Raw genomic sequence first — 15,289 nt, 5'->3', positions numbered from 1 at the left:
CGTGACGGCCGTGCTCCGTGTCGAGAACCTCGAGACCCATTTCGGCCCGCCGGACCGGCCTCTGCGCGCCGTGGACGGCGTCAGCTTCTCTGTCGGGCGCGGGGAGATCCTGGGCCTCGTCGGCGAGTCCGGCTCTGGCAAGTCGGTGACGGGCTTCTCGATCCTCGGCCTCGTCGAGCCGCCCGGCCGGGTCGCCGGAGGGCGCGTGCTGCTCGATGGCGAGAACCTCGTCGGCGCATCGCCCGAAACGCTGCGCCGGGTGCGGGGCAGGCGGATCGCGATGATCTTCCAGGACCCGATGATGACGCTGAACCCGGTGCTCACCATCGAGACGCAGATGGTGGAGGCGGTGCTGGCGCATGACGCGGTGTCGCACGCCGACGCCCGTGCGCGCTCGCGCGATGCGCTGGGTCTCGTCGGCATCCCCTCGCCGGACGAGCGGCTGAAGGCCTATCCGCACCAGTTCTCCGGCGGCATGCGCCAGCGCGTCGCCATCGCCATCGCGCTCCTGCACCGCCCCGACGTCATCATCGCCGACGAGCCGACGACGGCGCTCGACGTGACCATCCAGTCGCAGATCCTGTACGAGGTCCGGAAACTCGCCGACGGGTTCGGCATGGCTCTGATCTGGATCAGCCACGACCTCGGCGTGGTGGCGAGCCTCGCCGACCGGATCGCCGTGATGTACGCCGGCCGCATCGTCGAGGAAGGCGGCGTCGACGACGTGCTCGACCGGCCGGCCCACCCCTACACCCGCGGCCTGATGGATGCGCTCCCTGGGAGCACGCAGCGCGGCCAGCGCCTGCGCCCGATTCCGGGCCTCTCGCCCGCCCCCGGCGCACGGCCGACCGGCTGCGCCTTCCGCACGCGCTGCTTCGCCGCCCGGCCGGACTGCGAGCGCGAGCCCACCGTCACCATCGCCGGGCATCGCCAATGGCGCTGCCACCACCCGCTCGCGGAAGCCGCCGCATGAGCGCGCCGCTGATCGAGGGACGGGGCCTCACCCGCCGCTTCACGCGCGACCTCGACATCGCCGAGCGCGCCGCACGCCTCCTCGGCGTCGATGTGAAGAAGGAGGTCGTGCACGCGGTGGAGGACGTGGACGTCGCCGTGCGCCAGGGCGAGGTCTTCGGCCTCGTCGGCGAATCCGGGTGCGGCAAGTCGACCCTCGGGCGGGTGCTGGCCGGGCTGATCCCGCCGACGGCCGGGACGCTGCTATGGCGTGGAAGGGACGTCCGCGACCTCGCGCGCGCCGAGGCACTCGAGATGCGCCTCGCCGTGCAGATGATCTTCCAGGACCCGATGTCCTCGCTGAACCCGCGCAAGCGCGTCGTCGACATCATCGGCGAGGCGCCGCTCGCCCATGGGCTGATGCGGCGGGGTGAGGTCGACGACCGGGTCTGCGAGCTGCTGGAACGCGTGGGGCTCGACCCGTCCTATCGCAAGCGCTACCCGCACCAGTTCTCCGGCGGGCAGCGCCAGCGCATCGGCATCGCCCGCGCTCTCGCCGTGCGGCCGAAGCTGATCATCTGCGACGAATCCGTGTCCGCCCTCGACGTCTCGATCCAGGCCCAGGTCCTCAACCTGTTCATGGACCTGCGCGAGGCCTTCGACCTCACCTACGTCTTCATCAGCCACGACCTCGAGGTCGTGCGCCACGTCTCGGACCGGGTGTCGATCATGTATCTCGGCCGCATCGTCGAGACCGCCGGGACGGACGCGGTGTTCGGGCGGCCGAACCACCCCTACACCGCCGCGCTGCTGAAGGAGCGTCCGTCGATCCGCGACCGTCGCCGCGACTTCACGCCCATCCGGGGCGAGATCCCCTCGCCCCTCGACCCGCCCTCCGGCTGCGCCTTCCACCCGCGCTGCCCGCGCGCCTTCGCGCCCTGCTCCGCCGCCCGACCCCGGCTCGCCCCGGTCGGCGAGAAACACCTTTCCGCCTGCCATCTCAACGACGGAACAGTGGCGGCCCCGCCGGCCGCCGCATCCGCATGACCTTGGGGAAACGTCCATGAAGCATCGTCGTCTCGCAGCCCTGCTCCTCGCCGCAACAGTCCTGGCGGGACCCGCGTTCGCGGCGGACCTCGTCATCGGCACGGCAACCGAGCCGTCGGCGATGGACCCCCTGTTCTCCCGCACCGGCCCCAACCAGAACATCGCGCAGCAGATCTTCGACCGGTTGGTCGAACCCGACGCGAGCCTCGCGATGCATCCCGGCCTCGCCCTGAGCTGGACGACCACCGACCCGACCACATGGGTCATCAAGCTGCGGCCGGACGCCCGTTTTCACGACGGCAAGCCGGTGACGGCCGACGACGTCGTGTTCTCGCTGGAGCGCGCGAAGAATGTGCCGAACAGTCCGGCGCCCTTCTCCAACAATGTTTCCGGCGTGACGGGGCTGAAGGCCGTCGACGCGACGACCGTCGAGATCAAGACGGAGCAGCCGACGCCGGACCTCATGGAGCGCGTCGGCTTCGTCTACATCCTCCAGCGCGCCGCCGCGCAGGGGAAGAGCCTGCAGGACTACAACCGGGGCGACGGGACCATCGGCTCCGGTCCATACAAGTTCAAGGAGTGGGTGCCGGGCGACCGCGTCGTGCTGACCCGGAACGACGCCTACTGGGGCAGGAAGCCCGCCTTCGAGACGGTGACGATCAAGTTCATCACCAACGACGCCGCCCGCGTCGCCGCACTGCGCTCGGGCGCGGTGGACCTCATCGACGGCGTGCCGCCGGCCGACCTTCCGACGCTGGAGAAGACGCCGGGGATCAAGGTGCACACGACGGCCTCGGCGCGGCTGATCTACCTTGCCCTCGACAGTTCGCGCGACGAGTCGCCCTTCGTGACCGACGCCGCCGGCAAGCCGCTGGTGCCGAACCCGCTGAAGGACGTCCGCGTCCGCACCGCCATCGCCAGGATGATCAACACGCCCGCCATCGTGGACCGCGTGCTGAACAAGGCCGGCGTCCCGGCCGGCCAGCTGGTGCCGCCCGGCGTGCAGGGGAACGACCCGGCCCTGAAGCCGATTGCCTTCGACCTCGACGGGGCGAAGAAGCTCCTCGCGGAGGCCGGGCTCAAGGACGGCTTCGGCATCACCATCCACACCTCGAACGACCGCTTCGCCGGCGACAAGGACATCGCGCAGGCGATCGGCCAGATGCTGTCGCGCGGCGGCATCAAGGTTAACGGCGTCGTCGCCCAGCCCTACAACGTCTATGCCGGCGCCGCGACGAAGCAGAGCTTCTCGGCCTTCATCTTCTCGCTCGGCAACACCACGCCGACCTCGGGCCCGGGCCTGCGCAACCTCTTCATGACCAACGACCCCAAGGCCGGCACCGGCGGGTTCAACCGCACCCGCTATTCCAACCCCGCCTTTGACAAGGCGCTCACCGAGGCATTGGGTCAGTTCGACGAGGCCAAGCGGATCGCCGGCATCCAGGCAGCGACGAGGATGGTCTTCGCCGACATGCCGATCGTCCCGCTCTACTGGCAGACGGTCTCGTGGGCGTCGAAGGACACCATCGGCTACGAGGCGAACATGGCCGAGGACACCTCCGCCGCGCTCGCCACCATCGCCAAGTGACGAGCGTCGCGACCGGGAGCCGCCCGTGACTGCCAACACCACAGCCGTGCGCGGCCCCGCCGGCGGCACCCTTGCCGCCATCGCCGACGACGTCGCGGTCCTGCGCGACGTCATGGTGGAGATGCGCGACGGGGTGCGGCTCGCCACCGACGTCTACCTCCCGGCAGAAGCCGGGCGCCTGCGCGCGGGCCGCTTCCCGGTGATCATGGAGCGCACGCCCTACGGCAAGACCGCCCGGTCCCGGGCGGAAATCGAACTCGGGATGGACGCCCCGATGGCGCGCGGCGAGGTGGCTAGCCACTTCGTCCGCGCCGGCTACGCCGTCATCTACCAGGACTGCCGTGGCCGGTACGGGTCGGAAGGCGAGTTCATCAAGTATGTGTCCGACGCCGCCGACGGGTTCGACACCTGCACGTGGATCGTCGCGCAGGACTGGTGCAACGGGCGCATCGGCACGATGGGCCTTTCCTACGCCGCCCACACGCAGGCGGCGCTCGCGTCCCTGTCGCCGCCTGGCCTTGCCTGCATGGTGCTCGACTCCGGCGGCTTCTCGAACGCCTTCCTGTGCGGCATCCGCCAGGGTGGCGCCTTCGAACTGAAGCAGGCGACCTGGGCCTACAACCGGGCGCACGAGGCGCCGGTCGCGCAGGCGGATCCGCTGGTGGCTCGTGCTCTCGCCGCCGAGGACCTGCACGCGTGGTTCCGCTCCATGCCGTGGAGCGAGGGGCGGTCGCCTGTGCGGTGGGTGCCGGAATACGAGTCCTACCTCCTCGACCAGTGGCGCGCCGGGACCTTCGGTCCCGAGTGGCAACGGCCGGGTCTCTGGCTCGAGGGTCACTATGACGCCGTGCCCGACATCCCCGTCCTGCTCATGTCGAGCTGGTACGACGTCTACGTGAAGACCACCTTCGACAATCTCGCCGGCCTCTCGGCCGGGGGGCGCCGGCACGTGCAGGTGATCATGGGCGCAGGCTTGCACGGCGACCGCCAGAAGCCCACCGCCGGCGACGGCGACTTCGGCCCGCAGGCGCCGTTCAACGGGCAGGTCGGCGACAGTTGGCTCGGCTTCCGGCGTCGTTGGTTCGACCGCTGGTTGCGTGATGTCGAAAACGGCGCCGACCGCGACCCAGCGGCGCGCCTCTTCGTCATGGGCGGCGGGCCCGGGGACCGGACGGAGAAGGGGCGGATCCGGCTCGGCGGCCGCTGGATCGAGGCGCCGTCATGGCCGTTGCCCGGCACGGTCACGCAGGCGTGGCACCTGCACGACGACGGCAGCCTCGACCCGGCCTTGCCCGCCGCAGATGCTGAGCCGTTCGTCTACGACTTCGATCCCGATCGGCCCGTCCCGACCATTGGCGGGGCGCTGACGAGTGGGCAGCCGATCTTCGAGGGCGGCGTCTTCGACCAGCGCGAAGGCGAGCGCTTCTTCGGCTGCACCGCATCCGGCATGCCGCTCACGGCCCGGCGCGACGTGCTCGCCTTCGAGAGTGCGCCGCTGGAGAGGGACATCGCGCTCATCGGACCCATCGTGGTCGAACTGTGGGTCGCATCCGACGCACCCGACACGGACTTCACCGCCAAGCTCGTCGACGTGCACCCGCCGTCGCAGGACTGGCCCACCGGCTATTCCGTTCTGCTGACGGACGGCATCTTCCGCTGTCGCTACCGCACCGGCTGGGACAATCCGCAGCCGATCGAGGCCGGCGTGCCCTTCCGCATCACGATCGAACCCTTCGCGACGGCCGCGCTGGTCAAGGCTGGCCACCGGCTGCGTATCGACATTTCGTCGTCGAACTTCCCGAAGTTCGACGTGAACCCCAACACCGGCGCGCCGGAGGGGCGCGGCCGCACGCGTCGCGTGGCCCGCAACACGGTGTTCTGCGACGAGGGGCGCCCGTCCCGGATCCTGCTGCCGATGGTCGACCCCGCGACGCTCGTGCCGCTGCGAAAGGTCGCGACGAACTGATCAGCCGACGCGGACGACGAGGGCGCGCTCGGCCTGCGATAGCGTGCTCGTGAAGCGATCGAGCATGGCTTCCGCATCGTCCCCGGTGAGCGGAAGAGGTGGCGGGCTCGCGCCATCGGCCGCCTCTTCCGCGACACGGAGCGGCATGACCTCGATGCGCCCGCACGAGCGGCCGGAAAAGGCGAGGCGGACGGCGACTCCGCGGAACACGTCGACCCCTTCGCGGCGATAGACGTCACCCCGTCGCGTGTGGAAGACCGCATTTCCCAGCCCGGCGAGGATCGGCTTGCCCCGGTGCATCGCCATGGCCTGAAGCACGGGAGCGCCGTGGCCGACGACGCAGTCGGCGCCGGCGTCGATCAGCCTGCGGGCGAGGTCGAGCATCCAGCCGGGCGTGCAGGCCCAGTCCGCGTCCCAGTGGTGTGAGTGAAGGACCGCGGCAACCAGCGCCGCTCCCGCCTCGCGGGCGGCATCGAACGCCGATGCGAGCGACGCGAAATCGCCCGGATCGGCCTGTCGCCAGTCGCCGACGGCAGTCCCTTCGACGAACCGCGTGCCGAACAGCGAGAAGCCTCCGTCATCCTGCGGATCTTCGTACCCCACGGCGGACCGCACGCGGTGGCGCCCGCTCTCGCCGAGGGCGTCGTCGATCTCGCGCAGGGCACCCGCGAGCCGCGCCGGCAGGGTGATCGTGCGGCGGACAGCGAGCCGCGCGATGCCGGGCCGATCCGCACCGGCATAGACGACATCTTGCTGCGGCCCAAGGTCGACGGCGAGAACGGCGACGTCCCCGTCCGCCGTCCTAATCCACGCCGGGACCCGGGCAGACGCCGCATCGACGCCGCTCCCCGTGAAGGCGAGCCCTGCCTCTTCCGCGACGGCACGCGTCCGTGCAAGCCCGGGAGGGCCGAGGTCGAAGGCATGGTTGTTGGCGTGGGTCAGGGCCCGGAAGCCCAAGTCCCGGAGTCCCGCGACGGTGTCGCGAGAGGCGAGATGGAGGGTCTTGGTCTTCGTGGGCCAGGCTCCCGGCGTATCGACGCAGGCCTCCAGGTTGGAGAAGGCAGCGGCGGCGGAGAGGAACCGGCGCAGGGGCTCGGCCGCCTCGCCGGTCTCGAGCGGGCCGTGCAGCAGAAGTTGTCCCGTCGTCGCAAGGAGAGGTGCCATGGCGGGACGATGCGACGGCGCCCGGCGCGATGGCAAGCGGACGGGGCGACCTCCTCCGACGCGATTCCTTCCGTGGCCGCGACAGTCGAGGAGCGCGATCCTAGGGGGAACAGGGATTCCTGCCTTGACCGGACGCGCGTTCTCTACAGCTATAGATTGCAATTCTAGCGTCCGGCGACCGCTGGACGTATCGCGGCAAAGCGGGCGCGCGGCACATGGCGGTATGGGTCGAATTGAGCGGCTACCTCGCCGCCGGGCTGGTCTTTGCGGCCTTCTTCATGAAGACCGCGATCAACATCCGCATGGTGGCCATCGCCAGCAACGTGGCCTTCATCGCCTATGCGATCATGGCGCACGCAACGCCGATCCTCGTGCTGCACGGCCTGCTCCTGCCGCTGAACATCATCCGCCTCAGGGAGATGCAGACGCTGACGCGCAACGTCAGCCGCGCAGCGGCATCCGATCTCAAGCTCGACTGGATGAAGCCCTACATGTCGCGCCGCCGCGTCTCGACGGGCGAGGTCGTCTTCCGCAAGAACGATACCGCCGCGGAGATGTTCGTCGTCGACAGCGGCACGTTCCGCCTGATCGACCTCGGTATCGACCTGCAGCAGGGCGACATCGTGGGAGAACTGGGCATCCTCAACCCGAGCACGACACGCACGGATACGCTGGCCTGCTCGTCGGACGGCAGCCTTCTCGTCCTGACCTACGCCGACTGGCGCGTTCTCTACTTCCAGAACCCGGAATTCGGCTTCTACTTCCTGCGTCTCGCGAGCGCCCGCCTGTTCTCCAACCTCGGTCGCCTCGAACGCGAACTCGGCGAGGCGCGCACGGAACTCGCACGTCTCCACGATACGGGGCCGTTGCAGGAGGACCGTGACATCCGCAGGCGCGCCTGAGCCACGGGAGATGGACGGCATCCACCGCATCGGCCTGTCCCGCCGCAACCTCTTCGCCACGGCCGGCGGCTGGGCCGCGCTGCGGCTCGCGGGCGGACTCCCGTTGCTGGCCGCGGCGGCTGCGAAGGCCGCGGAGCCGGCCGCGCGCGAGGTGCCGGCGCGGATCCTGCCCGTTCCCGGCGACCTGAGCAGCCTCATGCGCCAGGTGGTGGGCGCACCGCTGCCCGCCGGCTGGAACAGCGTTCCCGCGGACGCGGAGGGATGGCGCGCGCTGGCGGCCAGCACCGCCAGGGGCCCCCATCCCATCCTGGCCGAGATCCGCGAGCGTCTGCGAGTCTCGGTGGAACCGGCCACGCTCGGCGGCGTGCCTGTCTTCGTCTCGACTCCCGACGACATGCCCGAGCGCCAACGCCGGCGCGTTCTCCTGCACCTGCATGGAGGCGGCTACGTGCTGTTCCCCGGCGAGATCGGGGCTGGCGAGGGGATGATGATGGCCGGCTACGCCCGCATGCGCGTGGTCTCGGTCGATTACCGGATGGCGCCAGACTTCCCGTTCCCGGCCGCGCTCGACGACGCCCTGGCCGTGTGGCGCGCCCTGCTGGCGCAGGCCGACCCCTCGCGGATGGCCGTCTTCGGCACCTCCGCGGGCGGCGGCCTGACGTTGTCCCTGCTGATGCGGGCGCGGGACGAAGGGACCGCTCTCCCCGCGGCCGCGGCGGCGGGCAGCCCGTGGGCCGATCTCGCGGGGCGCGGCGACAGCACCGCGACCAATGCCCTCGTCGACAACGCCGTCGTGTCGATGGACGGCTGGCTGGGTGGTGCGGCACGGCTCTATGCCGGGCGGGAGGCGCTGGACCACCCCCTCGTGTCGCCGCTCTACGGCCGCTTCGAGGGCCTGCCGCCGGTCATCCTCACGTCCGGCACCCGCGACCTGCTGTTGAGCGACACGGTCCGGGTGCATCGGCGGTTGCGACAAGCCGGCGTCGAGGCAGCGCTGCAGGTTTTCGAGGCCCAGAGCCACGCGCAGTTCCTGACGCCCTTCGCGCCCGAGACGCAGGAGGCTTTTGCCGAGATTTCCGGCTTCCTCGACCGCCGGCTCGCGCCCTGAGCCGGATGGTTCGGCAAGGCGATCGGTCCGCGATCCTCAGTCGAAGTTCACCACCTGGTTGTTGAGCGGCAGCCGGTCGCGGGCCGGACCGGCGTTCCACCCGCCGTTCACCCTCACCGGCTTTCCGTCCAGCGCCCCAGGATCGTCGAGGTCGGCGAGGCCGGCGCTGGTGAAGCGGTCGAAAACGTAGGGCAGGCCCTGCGATGCGAGCGGGGTCGGGCCGTTCATGACGTGGAAATGCAGGTGCGGCGCGTCGGAGTTGCCGGTGTTGCCGAGCAGGCCGAGCACCTGCCCCGTCGTCACGGTGTCGCCGACCCGCACCTTCACCGAGCCGGTCTGCAGGTGGGCGTAGAGCGCGAAGTTGCCGCCGCCCATGTCGACGACCACGCTGTTGCCGGCCGCGTTCTCGGGCGTGACGCCGGCGCGCACGGCGCCCGGCACCTGCTCCTCCATGCCGTCCACGACCATCGTCACCGTCCCGCCGGCAGCCGCGTGCACCGGCACGCCGTAGTAGCGATAGCTCCCGACCTGGTCGGCGGGGCCGGAGAAGAGCCGGCCGTCGGGGCCGATCTGGACGAAATCGATGGCGAAGCGCTCCGGGACCTGCACCTGGCCGTCGAAGGCCATGGCCGCCCCGCGGTGGGAGGTGATCGTGGCGCAGCAGCCGTTGGCTGCGATCCAGCCGGGCCCGCGCAGGGGCGGCGCGAGGCGGATGGCAGGCTGCCGGTCGACCGGAAGCGGCGCCGTGTCAAACGTGATCTGGCCGGGCAGCGGAATCGAGGCGTCGAGGGGTTTGCCCTTGTGGATGTCCGGCCCGTCCGCCTTCATCTGCCGCGTCGTCGTGATGCGGTGGACGAGCGCCTGCGGCGCCGCGAGGCCGGCCGGGAGCGCCACGTCGACGAACACCAGCGCCGACTGCGCCGGTCCGAGATTGCCGGCCGGATCGTGCCCGTTGAGCCGGAACACGCTGCGCAGGCCCTCGCCCGACAGCGAGGCCAGCACGGCGCCGGATGCCGGATCGACGACGGCCAGCGTGTCGATCGCGACCACCAGGTTCGTCATGTTCACGACGAGCAGTTCGTAGGCCAGGTGCGTCCTGCCGTCCCCGCCCGCGACGGAGATGGCGGTGAACTGGGGCGGCGACGCGCTGCGGGCGGGCGTGGCCGGGAGGGACAGGCATCCGACGGCCGCGGAAAGTATCGAGGCGGCCAGGATCGAACGGAGCATGGGAAACGCCTCGCGCTGCAGTTACCGCAGCAGCGTACCCCGCGTGGAGAGTGCGGCGTCAAGCCGGGGAGAACCGTCCTCCGGAAGAAATGCCCGTGGAGAGTGCGCGGACGGTGGAAGGACAACCTCCACCCGGCGTCACCATTTGACATCCCCGCGCCTTAGCCTGCACGGCTGGAGACGAGCAGGAGCGGGTCATGCGTTTCATCCACACGGCGGACTGGCACATCGGGCAGACCCTCAACGGGTGGTCGCGGGAGGTCGAGCACCGGGCGTTCCTGGCCCGCATCGCCGACATGGTCGCCGAGCACGAGGCCGACGCGGTGGTGGTGGCCGGAGACGTGTTCGACGGCATCAACCCCTCCGGCGACTCGCTGCAGATGCTCTACGAGGCCCTCGTGGCGATGCGCAGCCGCAGGCCGCACCTGACGACGGTGATGGTCGCCGGCAACCACGATCCCGCGGGGCGGCTCGAAGCGCCGGCGGCGGTGCTGCGGGCGATCGGCGTCCATGTGGTCGGCGTCATGCACCGCCGCGACGGCGCCATCGACCTCGACCGCCACCTCGTGCCGCTGCGCGACGCGCAGGGCACGGTCCGCGCCCACGTCCTCGCCATTCCGTTCCTGCGTGCCGCCGACCTGCCCGGCCTCGGGCTCGCGGCGCAGGAGGCGGGTACAGAGGACGCCGAGGCCGCCAAGGGCGGCTCGCCGGTCGTGCGCGCCACCCGCCGCCTGTACGCCGAGGCCACGCAGGCCGCCGTCGCCGCCGCCGGGGGCCTGCCCCTCGTCGCGACGGGGCACCTGCACTGCTCCGGGGGCCTGGAGTCGGAGGGCGCGGAGCGGCGGATCCTCGTGGGCGGCGAGCACGCCGTGCCGTCCGACGTCTTTCCCGCCGATCTCGCCTACGTCGCCCTCGGGCACCTGCACAAGCCGCAGGCGGTCGGCCGCGAGACCGTGCGCTACGCGGGCTCGCCCTTTCCCCTCTCGGCGACCGAGCTCCCCTACCGGCACGGCGTGACGCTGGTCGAGATCGACGGGAGCGGCGTGCGCCAGGAGCACCTCGCGCTGCCGCGCCCCGTCCCCTGCATCCGGGTGCCGGAGACGGGCTCCCTGCCCCTGTCGGCGCTGGACCGCGCGCTCGCGGAACTGCCTCTCGACGCGGACACCCCGCCGGAGCGCCGCGCCTTCGTCCACGTCTGCATCGCGCCCGACGGGCCGACGGCGGGCCTCGCCTCGGAGGTGGAACGGGTGCTGCAGGACCACCCCGTGCGCTGCGCGGGCGTGAAGGTGGAGCGGCCGGCGTCGACCACCCCGGCCGAAGCCTCCAACCAGCCCGCTGTCCCGCTCTCCGAGCGGTCGCCCGCCGAGCTTTTCGCCCAGGCCTTCGTCGAGGAACACGGCGTGCCTCCCGGTCCGGAACACGTGGCGGCCTTCCATGCCGTCGAGATGGAGGGCTGACCCATGCGCATCCTCGCCATCCGCGGACGCAACATCGCCAGCCTCGCCGAGACCTTCTCCATCGACTTCACCGCCGAACCGCTCCGCTCCGCGGGGCTCTTCGCGATCACGGGCGAGACGGGCGCGGGCAAGTCGTCGATCCTCGACGCCATGTGCCTCGCCCTCTACGGGCACTGCCCGCGGCTGGGCACGGGGAGCGGCGCGGAGGATGTTCCCGACCCCAGCGGCGACGCCCTGAAGTCGAGCGACCCTCGTTCCTGCCTGCGCCGCGGCGCGGCGGAGGGCTTCGCCGAAGTCGACTTCCTCGGCGTGGACGGCATCGCCTACCGCGCACGGTGGACGGCGCGCCGGGCCCATGGCCGCGGGACGGGACGGCTGCAGTCGGTCGACCGTCAGGTCGCGCGGATCGACGACGGCCAGGTCATCGCCCGCAGCATCCGGGAGGCGGACGAGGCGGTGGAGCGCGCGAGCGGGCTGACCTACGAGGAGTTCCGCCGCACCGTTCTGCTGGCGCAGGGCGACTTCGACGCCTTCCTGCGGGCCGACACCGCCGCCCGCGCCGACGTGCTGGAGAAGGTGACCGGCACCGGCATCTACCGCGAGATGTCCCGGCGCGTGTTCGAGCGGACCGCCGAGGCGGACAGGATCGTTCACGACCTCGAGGTGCGCCGCGGCAGCGTGGCGGTGAAGACCGAGGAGGAACGCGCGGCGCTGGTGGCCGAACGCTCGGATCTCGATGCGGCGGTCGCCGCCGAAGCCGGCCGGCGGCGTGAGGTCGCGGACGCCATCGGCCGATGGGACGCCATCGCGGCGGCGGAACGCGCGGCAGCCGAGGCGGAGGCCGCCCTCGCGCAGGCCACGGCGGCCGCGGCAAGTCTCGCGGAGACGCGCGGGCGCGTGGCGCTCCACGACCGGGCGGACCCCCTGCGGCCGCTCCACGCGCGCGAAGCGGAGGCCCGGGCGGCGACCGCACGCGCCGAGGCGGCCGCGGAAACGGCCCGCCTGCAGGCCGAAGGCGCGGAGGCGGCGCTGGCCGCCGCGAAGGAGGTCGAGGCGAACGCCCGCGCCGGGCACGACGCCGAGGAAGCACGGTTCAAGTCCTTCGGGCCCGTCTGGTCGCACGCGGAGCGCCTCGACTCCGGCGTGGCCACGGCCACAGCGGAAGTCGAGAGCGCGCAGCGTCGGCATGAGGACGCCGCCACCGGCCACGCCGCCCTTGCGGGGACGGCCCGCGAACTGGCCACAAGGCTCGCCGAGGCGCAGGCCGCGGAGACTGCGGCAGCCGCCGAACGCGCGCGCCTTGCTCCGCTGCGGCCGCTCGCCGAGCGGTGGGACGAGATCGACGGCATGCTGAGGAAGCGCCAGAGCTTCCATGCCGAACGGGCAGCGGCGTTGACGAAGGCCGCCGACCACGAGGCCACCGCTGCGGCGGCCTCCCGCCGTCTCTCGGAGATCGACGCGGCCGACCGCGCGGATGTCTCGCGCCGCGACGAACTGGACGGGGAGCTCGGGCAGGCGCGGACCGCCCTGGATGCCCGCGACGAGGCGGGCACGCACCATCGCATGTCCGCCCTCGGAACGCTGCGCGATCATCTCGCCGGGGTGGCGCGGGCGGCCGAGGCGTTCGACCGGGCGGCCGTCGACCGGGAGGCCGCGGCGCGACGCGAGGCGGCGGCGAGCGAAGCCCGCGCGCGGGCCGATGCGGACAGGACGGCGGCGACCGACGCGGCGCGGCTGGCCGAAGCCCGGATCGAGGCTCTCGGCGCGCCGCTGGCGCGGGCGCGGGATGCCGCCTCCGAGCAGGCGGCGGCGCTGCGCCTTCGGCTCGTGCCCGGCGAGGCCTGCCCCGTGTGCGGCTCCACGGAGCATCCGCTGCATGCGGATGGCGCGCTGGCAAAGCTGGCCGCGGATCTCGCGGCCGACGTGGAGGCCGCGCACGTTCGCCTGCGCGGGGCGAACGAGGCCCTGAAGGAGGCCCAGCAGCGCCATGCGGGTGCCGAGGCAGCGGCGTCCTCCGCCGGCGAAGAGGCGCGCCGCGCCGCCGCGCAGGCGGACGAGGAGACGCTGCGCTACCGGAAGGCCCTTGAAGCGGCCCGGCCGCTGGCGACGGACCTCGGCCTCCCGCTCGGGCTGGCCGACCGGCCGGGAGGCCAGGCGCTTCTGGCGCGGGAGGCCGAAGCGGCGGCGGGCCGCGCGCTGGAGGAGGCGCGCGCGACCTTCGCCGCGATCGGCGCCGAGCGCGCTGCGCTGGATGCTCTCGTCGCCGAGCGGCAGGCGGCACAGCAGCGTATCGAGGCAAGGGGAGCCGAGCGGGGGCGCCTGGAACGGGAAACGGCAGGAGCGCGCGAGGCGCAGGCGCTGGCGCGCCAGACGGTGGAGACCCTCGGCGAGCGGCTGGAGTCCAGCGGACGCGAACTCCATCCGCTCATCGCTCCCGGCGGCGTCACCCTGGAGGAGCTCGACGCCTGCGACGCACGGGCAGCGGCGGCACGCGACGTGCTGGCCGCCGCTGCGCCGGCCTTCCGCGCGGCGGAGACCGCCACGGGCCATGCGGCCGCCATGCTCGCCGACCTGCGCCCGCGCGAGGCAGAGGCACGGGCGCAGCTGGCCGCCGCCGCCGGCAGCCTGCGCGAGACGGCCGACCTGCTGGCGGCCCGCCTTTCGGCGCGCGACGCCATCGTCGCCGAGCGCTCGCGGCTGCTCGGCGGCGAACCCACGGAGAGCCACCGCTCGCGCGTCAACGCGGCGCGGATCGCCGCGGGCAAGGCCATGGATGTCGCGGCCGAAGCCCTGCGGCGCGCCGACGCCGGGGCCGCGGCGGCACGGGCGGCCATGCTGGAGCGAGCCCGCGCCGCAGAGGACGCGCGCGAGGCACAGGCCCTCGCCGCCGAGGCGCTGGCGCGCGCCACGCAGGACGCGGGCTTCGCCGCGCAGGAACGCGATGCCCTGCTGGCGGTGCCGACGCACGAGGTTGGCGGCTGGCGTGCCGCCTTGCACGCGGCCGACGAGGCGGTGCAGACGGCGACGCTGCTGTGCCGGACGCGAGTGGCCGACCGCGACGCTCAGATGGCCGCGGGGATGCCCGAGGAATCCCGCGACGCCCTCGTCGCGCAGCGCGAGGAGATCGACGCGCGGCTGGGCGAGCGGCAGGGGCGCCTCGGCGCGATCCGCAACGCCCTCGAGACCGACGACACGCTGCGCGCCACCGTGGCGGATCTCGAAAGCGAGATCGCCGCGGCGAAGGAGAAGGCCGGGGTCTGGCGCGCTGTCAACGCCGCCATCGGCTCCCGCAACGGCGACCGGTTCGCCCGCTTCGCGCAGGGCGTGACGCTGGACATGCTGGTCGAGCTCGCCAACGAGCGGCTGGCCGAGCTGAAGCCGCGCTACCGGCTGGCGCGGGCGGGCGACCTCGCGCTGCACGTCATCGACGCCGACATGGCGGACGAGGTGCGCTCCACCCGCAGCCTGTCGGGCGGCGAGCGCTTCCTCGTGTCGCTGGCGCTCGCCCTCGCGCTCGCCGGCCTCGGCGGGCGCCGCAGCCTTGCCGGCACGCTGTTCATCGACGAGGGGTTCGGCTCGCTGGACGCCGACAGCCTGGAAGTGGCGATCGACGCGCTGGAGGCGCTGCAGAGCCAGGGCCGCACCGTCGGGGTCATCAGCCACGTCGAGGCGATGAAGGACCGCATTCCGGTGCAGGTCCGGGTCACCCGCCACGGCGCCGGGCGGAGCGCCGTCGCGGTGACGGCCCCGGAGGGTTGGGCCGCGTGAGGAGGTCCTGTCCCTCGCCGCGCAACGAATCGTCGCCGCGTCGCCCCGCAGCGCGCTACAGTCACGGCGCAGCCAGAGCTTTGCCGGGACGGCGAGCCCTGGTCCTGCTGA

The 15,289-nt window shown here is 72.5% G+C and carries 10 protein-coding genes; 8 read left to right on the top strand and 2 right to left on the bottom strand.

Annotation, left to right across the window (positions count from 1 at the left end; translation table 11 throughout):
* The first annotated feature begins 1 nt into the window (after nt 1).
* Genes ACX9GQ_RS01890 through ACX9GQ_RS01875 form a run of 4 tightly spaced genes read left to right on the top strand, consistent with a single transcriptional unit; the run spans nt 2 to nt 5,552 of the window.
* Nucleotides 2–973 carry an ABC transporter ATP-binding protein gene (locus tag ACX9GQ_RS01890; protein ID WP_459627834.1) on the top strand — a complete coding sequence of 324 codons (972 nt, stop codon included), beginning with the start codon at nt 2–4 and terminating at the stop codon, nt 971–973.
* On the top strand, nt 970–1,998 hold the full coding sequence (locus ACX9GQ_RS01885; protein ID WP_459627833.1) for an ABC transporter ATP-binding protein: 1,029 nt from the start codon (nt 970–972) through the stop codon (nt 1,996–1,998). Before ACX9GQ_RS01890 ends, ACX9GQ_RS01885 begins: the two co-directional genes overlap by 4 nt.
* Nucleotides 1,999–2,014: 16 nt before the next feature.
* Nucleotides 2,015–3,586, top strand: a complete 1,572-nt coding sequence (locus tag ACX9GQ_RS01880; protein WP_459627832.1) for an ABC transporter substrate-binding protein — start codon at nt 2,015–2,017, stop codon at nt 3,584–3,586.
* 25 nt (nt 3,587–3,611) lie between these two features.
* Nucleotides 3,612–5,552, top strand: coding sequence for a CocE/NonD family hydrolase (locus ACX9GQ_RS01875; protein WP_459627831.1), 1,941 nt, complete (start codon nt 3,612–3,614; stop codon nt 5,550–5,552).
* On the opposite strand, the gene ACX9GQ_RS01870 is transcribed toward ACX9GQ_RS01875, so the two are convergent.
* Complete coding sequence (locus tag ACX9GQ_RS01870) at nt 5,553–6,716, bottom strand: CapA family protein (RefSeq protein WP_459627830.1); 1,164 nt, start codon at nt 6,714–6,716, stop codon at nt 5,553–5,555. It lies immediately after the preceding gene.
* 215 nt (nt 6,717–6,931) lie between these two features.
* Here ACX9GQ_RS01870 and ACX9GQ_RS01865 point away from each other — a divergent pair, with 215 nt between their 5' ends.
* Complete coding sequence (locus ACX9GQ_RS01865) at nt 6,932–7,618, top strand: Crp/Fnr family transcriptional regulator (protein ID WP_459627829.1); 687 nt, start codon at nt 6,932–6,934, stop codon at nt 7,616–7,618.
* Nucleotides 7,596–8,726, top strand: coding sequence for an alpha/beta hydrolase (locus ACX9GQ_RS01860; RefSeq protein WP_459627828.1), 1,131 nt, complete (start codon nt 7,596–7,598; stop codon nt 8,724–8,726). The genes ACX9GQ_RS01865 and ACX9GQ_RS01860 overlap by 23 nt, the downstream gene beginning before the upstream one ends.
* 36 nt (nt 8,727–8,762) lie before the next feature.
* Here the strand turns inward: ACX9GQ_RS01860 and ACX9GQ_RS01855 are convergent, their stop codons facing one another.
* Nucleotides 8,763–9,953: a M23 family metallopeptidase gene (locus tag ACX9GQ_RS01855; RefSeq protein WP_459627827.1), complete on the bottom strand. Its 1,191-nt coding sequence runs from the start codon at nt 9,951–9,953 to the stop codon at nt 8,763–8,765.
* A 197-nt stretch (nt 9,954–10,150) separates the two neighbouring features.
* Between ACX9GQ_RS01855 and ACX9GQ_RS01850 the strand changes: the two genes are divergently transcribed.
* Nucleotides 10,151–11,410, top strand: coding sequence for an exonuclease SbcCD subunit D (locus ACX9GQ_RS01850; RefSeq protein WP_459627826.1), 1,260 nt, complete (start codon nt 10,151–10,153; stop codon nt 11,408–11,410).
* A gap of 3 nt (nt 11,411–11,413) precedes the next feature.
* A complete protein-coding gene (locus ACX9GQ_RS01845) occupies nt 11,414–15,178 on the top strand; it encodes an AAA family ATPase (protein ID WP_459627825.1) in 3,765 nt (1,254 codons plus the stop codon).
* Nucleotides 15,179–15,289 lie beyond the last annotated feature (111 nt).

The sequence above is a fragment of the Alsobacter sp. R-9 genome, from assembly GCF_054612375.1.
This window is presented reverse-complemented; position numbering and strand designations above follow the sequence as displayed.

Coding starts and splice junctions, on each gene's coding strand:
- ACX9GQ_RS01885 (WP_459627833.1), top strand. CDS start 970: ATGAGCGCGCCGCTGATCGAGGGACGGGGCCTCACCCGCCGCTTCACG.
- ACX9GQ_RS01870 (WP_459627830.1), bottom strand. CDS start 6,716: ATGGCACCTCTCCTTGCGACGACGGGACAACTTCTGCTGCACGGCCCG.
- ACX9GQ_RS01845 (WP_459627825.1), top strand. CDS start 11,414: ATGCGCATCCTCGCCATCCGCGGACGCAACATCGCCAGCCTCGCCGAG.
- ACX9GQ_RS01850 (WP_459627826.1), top strand. CDS start 10,151: ATGCGTTTCATCCACACGGCGGACTGGCACATCGGGCAGACCCTCAAC.
- ACX9GQ_RS01880 (WP_459627832.1), top strand. CDS start 2,015: ATGAAGCATCGTCGTCTCGCAGCCCTGCTCCTCGCCGCAACAGTCCTG.
- ACX9GQ_RS01855 (WP_459627827.1), bottom strand. CDS start 9,953: ATGCTCCGTTCGATCCTGGCCGCCTCGATACTTTCCGCGGCCGTCGGA.
- ACX9GQ_RS01865 (WP_459627829.1), top strand. CDS start 6,932: ATGGCGGTATGGGTCGAATTGAGCGGCTACCTCGCCGCCGGGCTGGTC.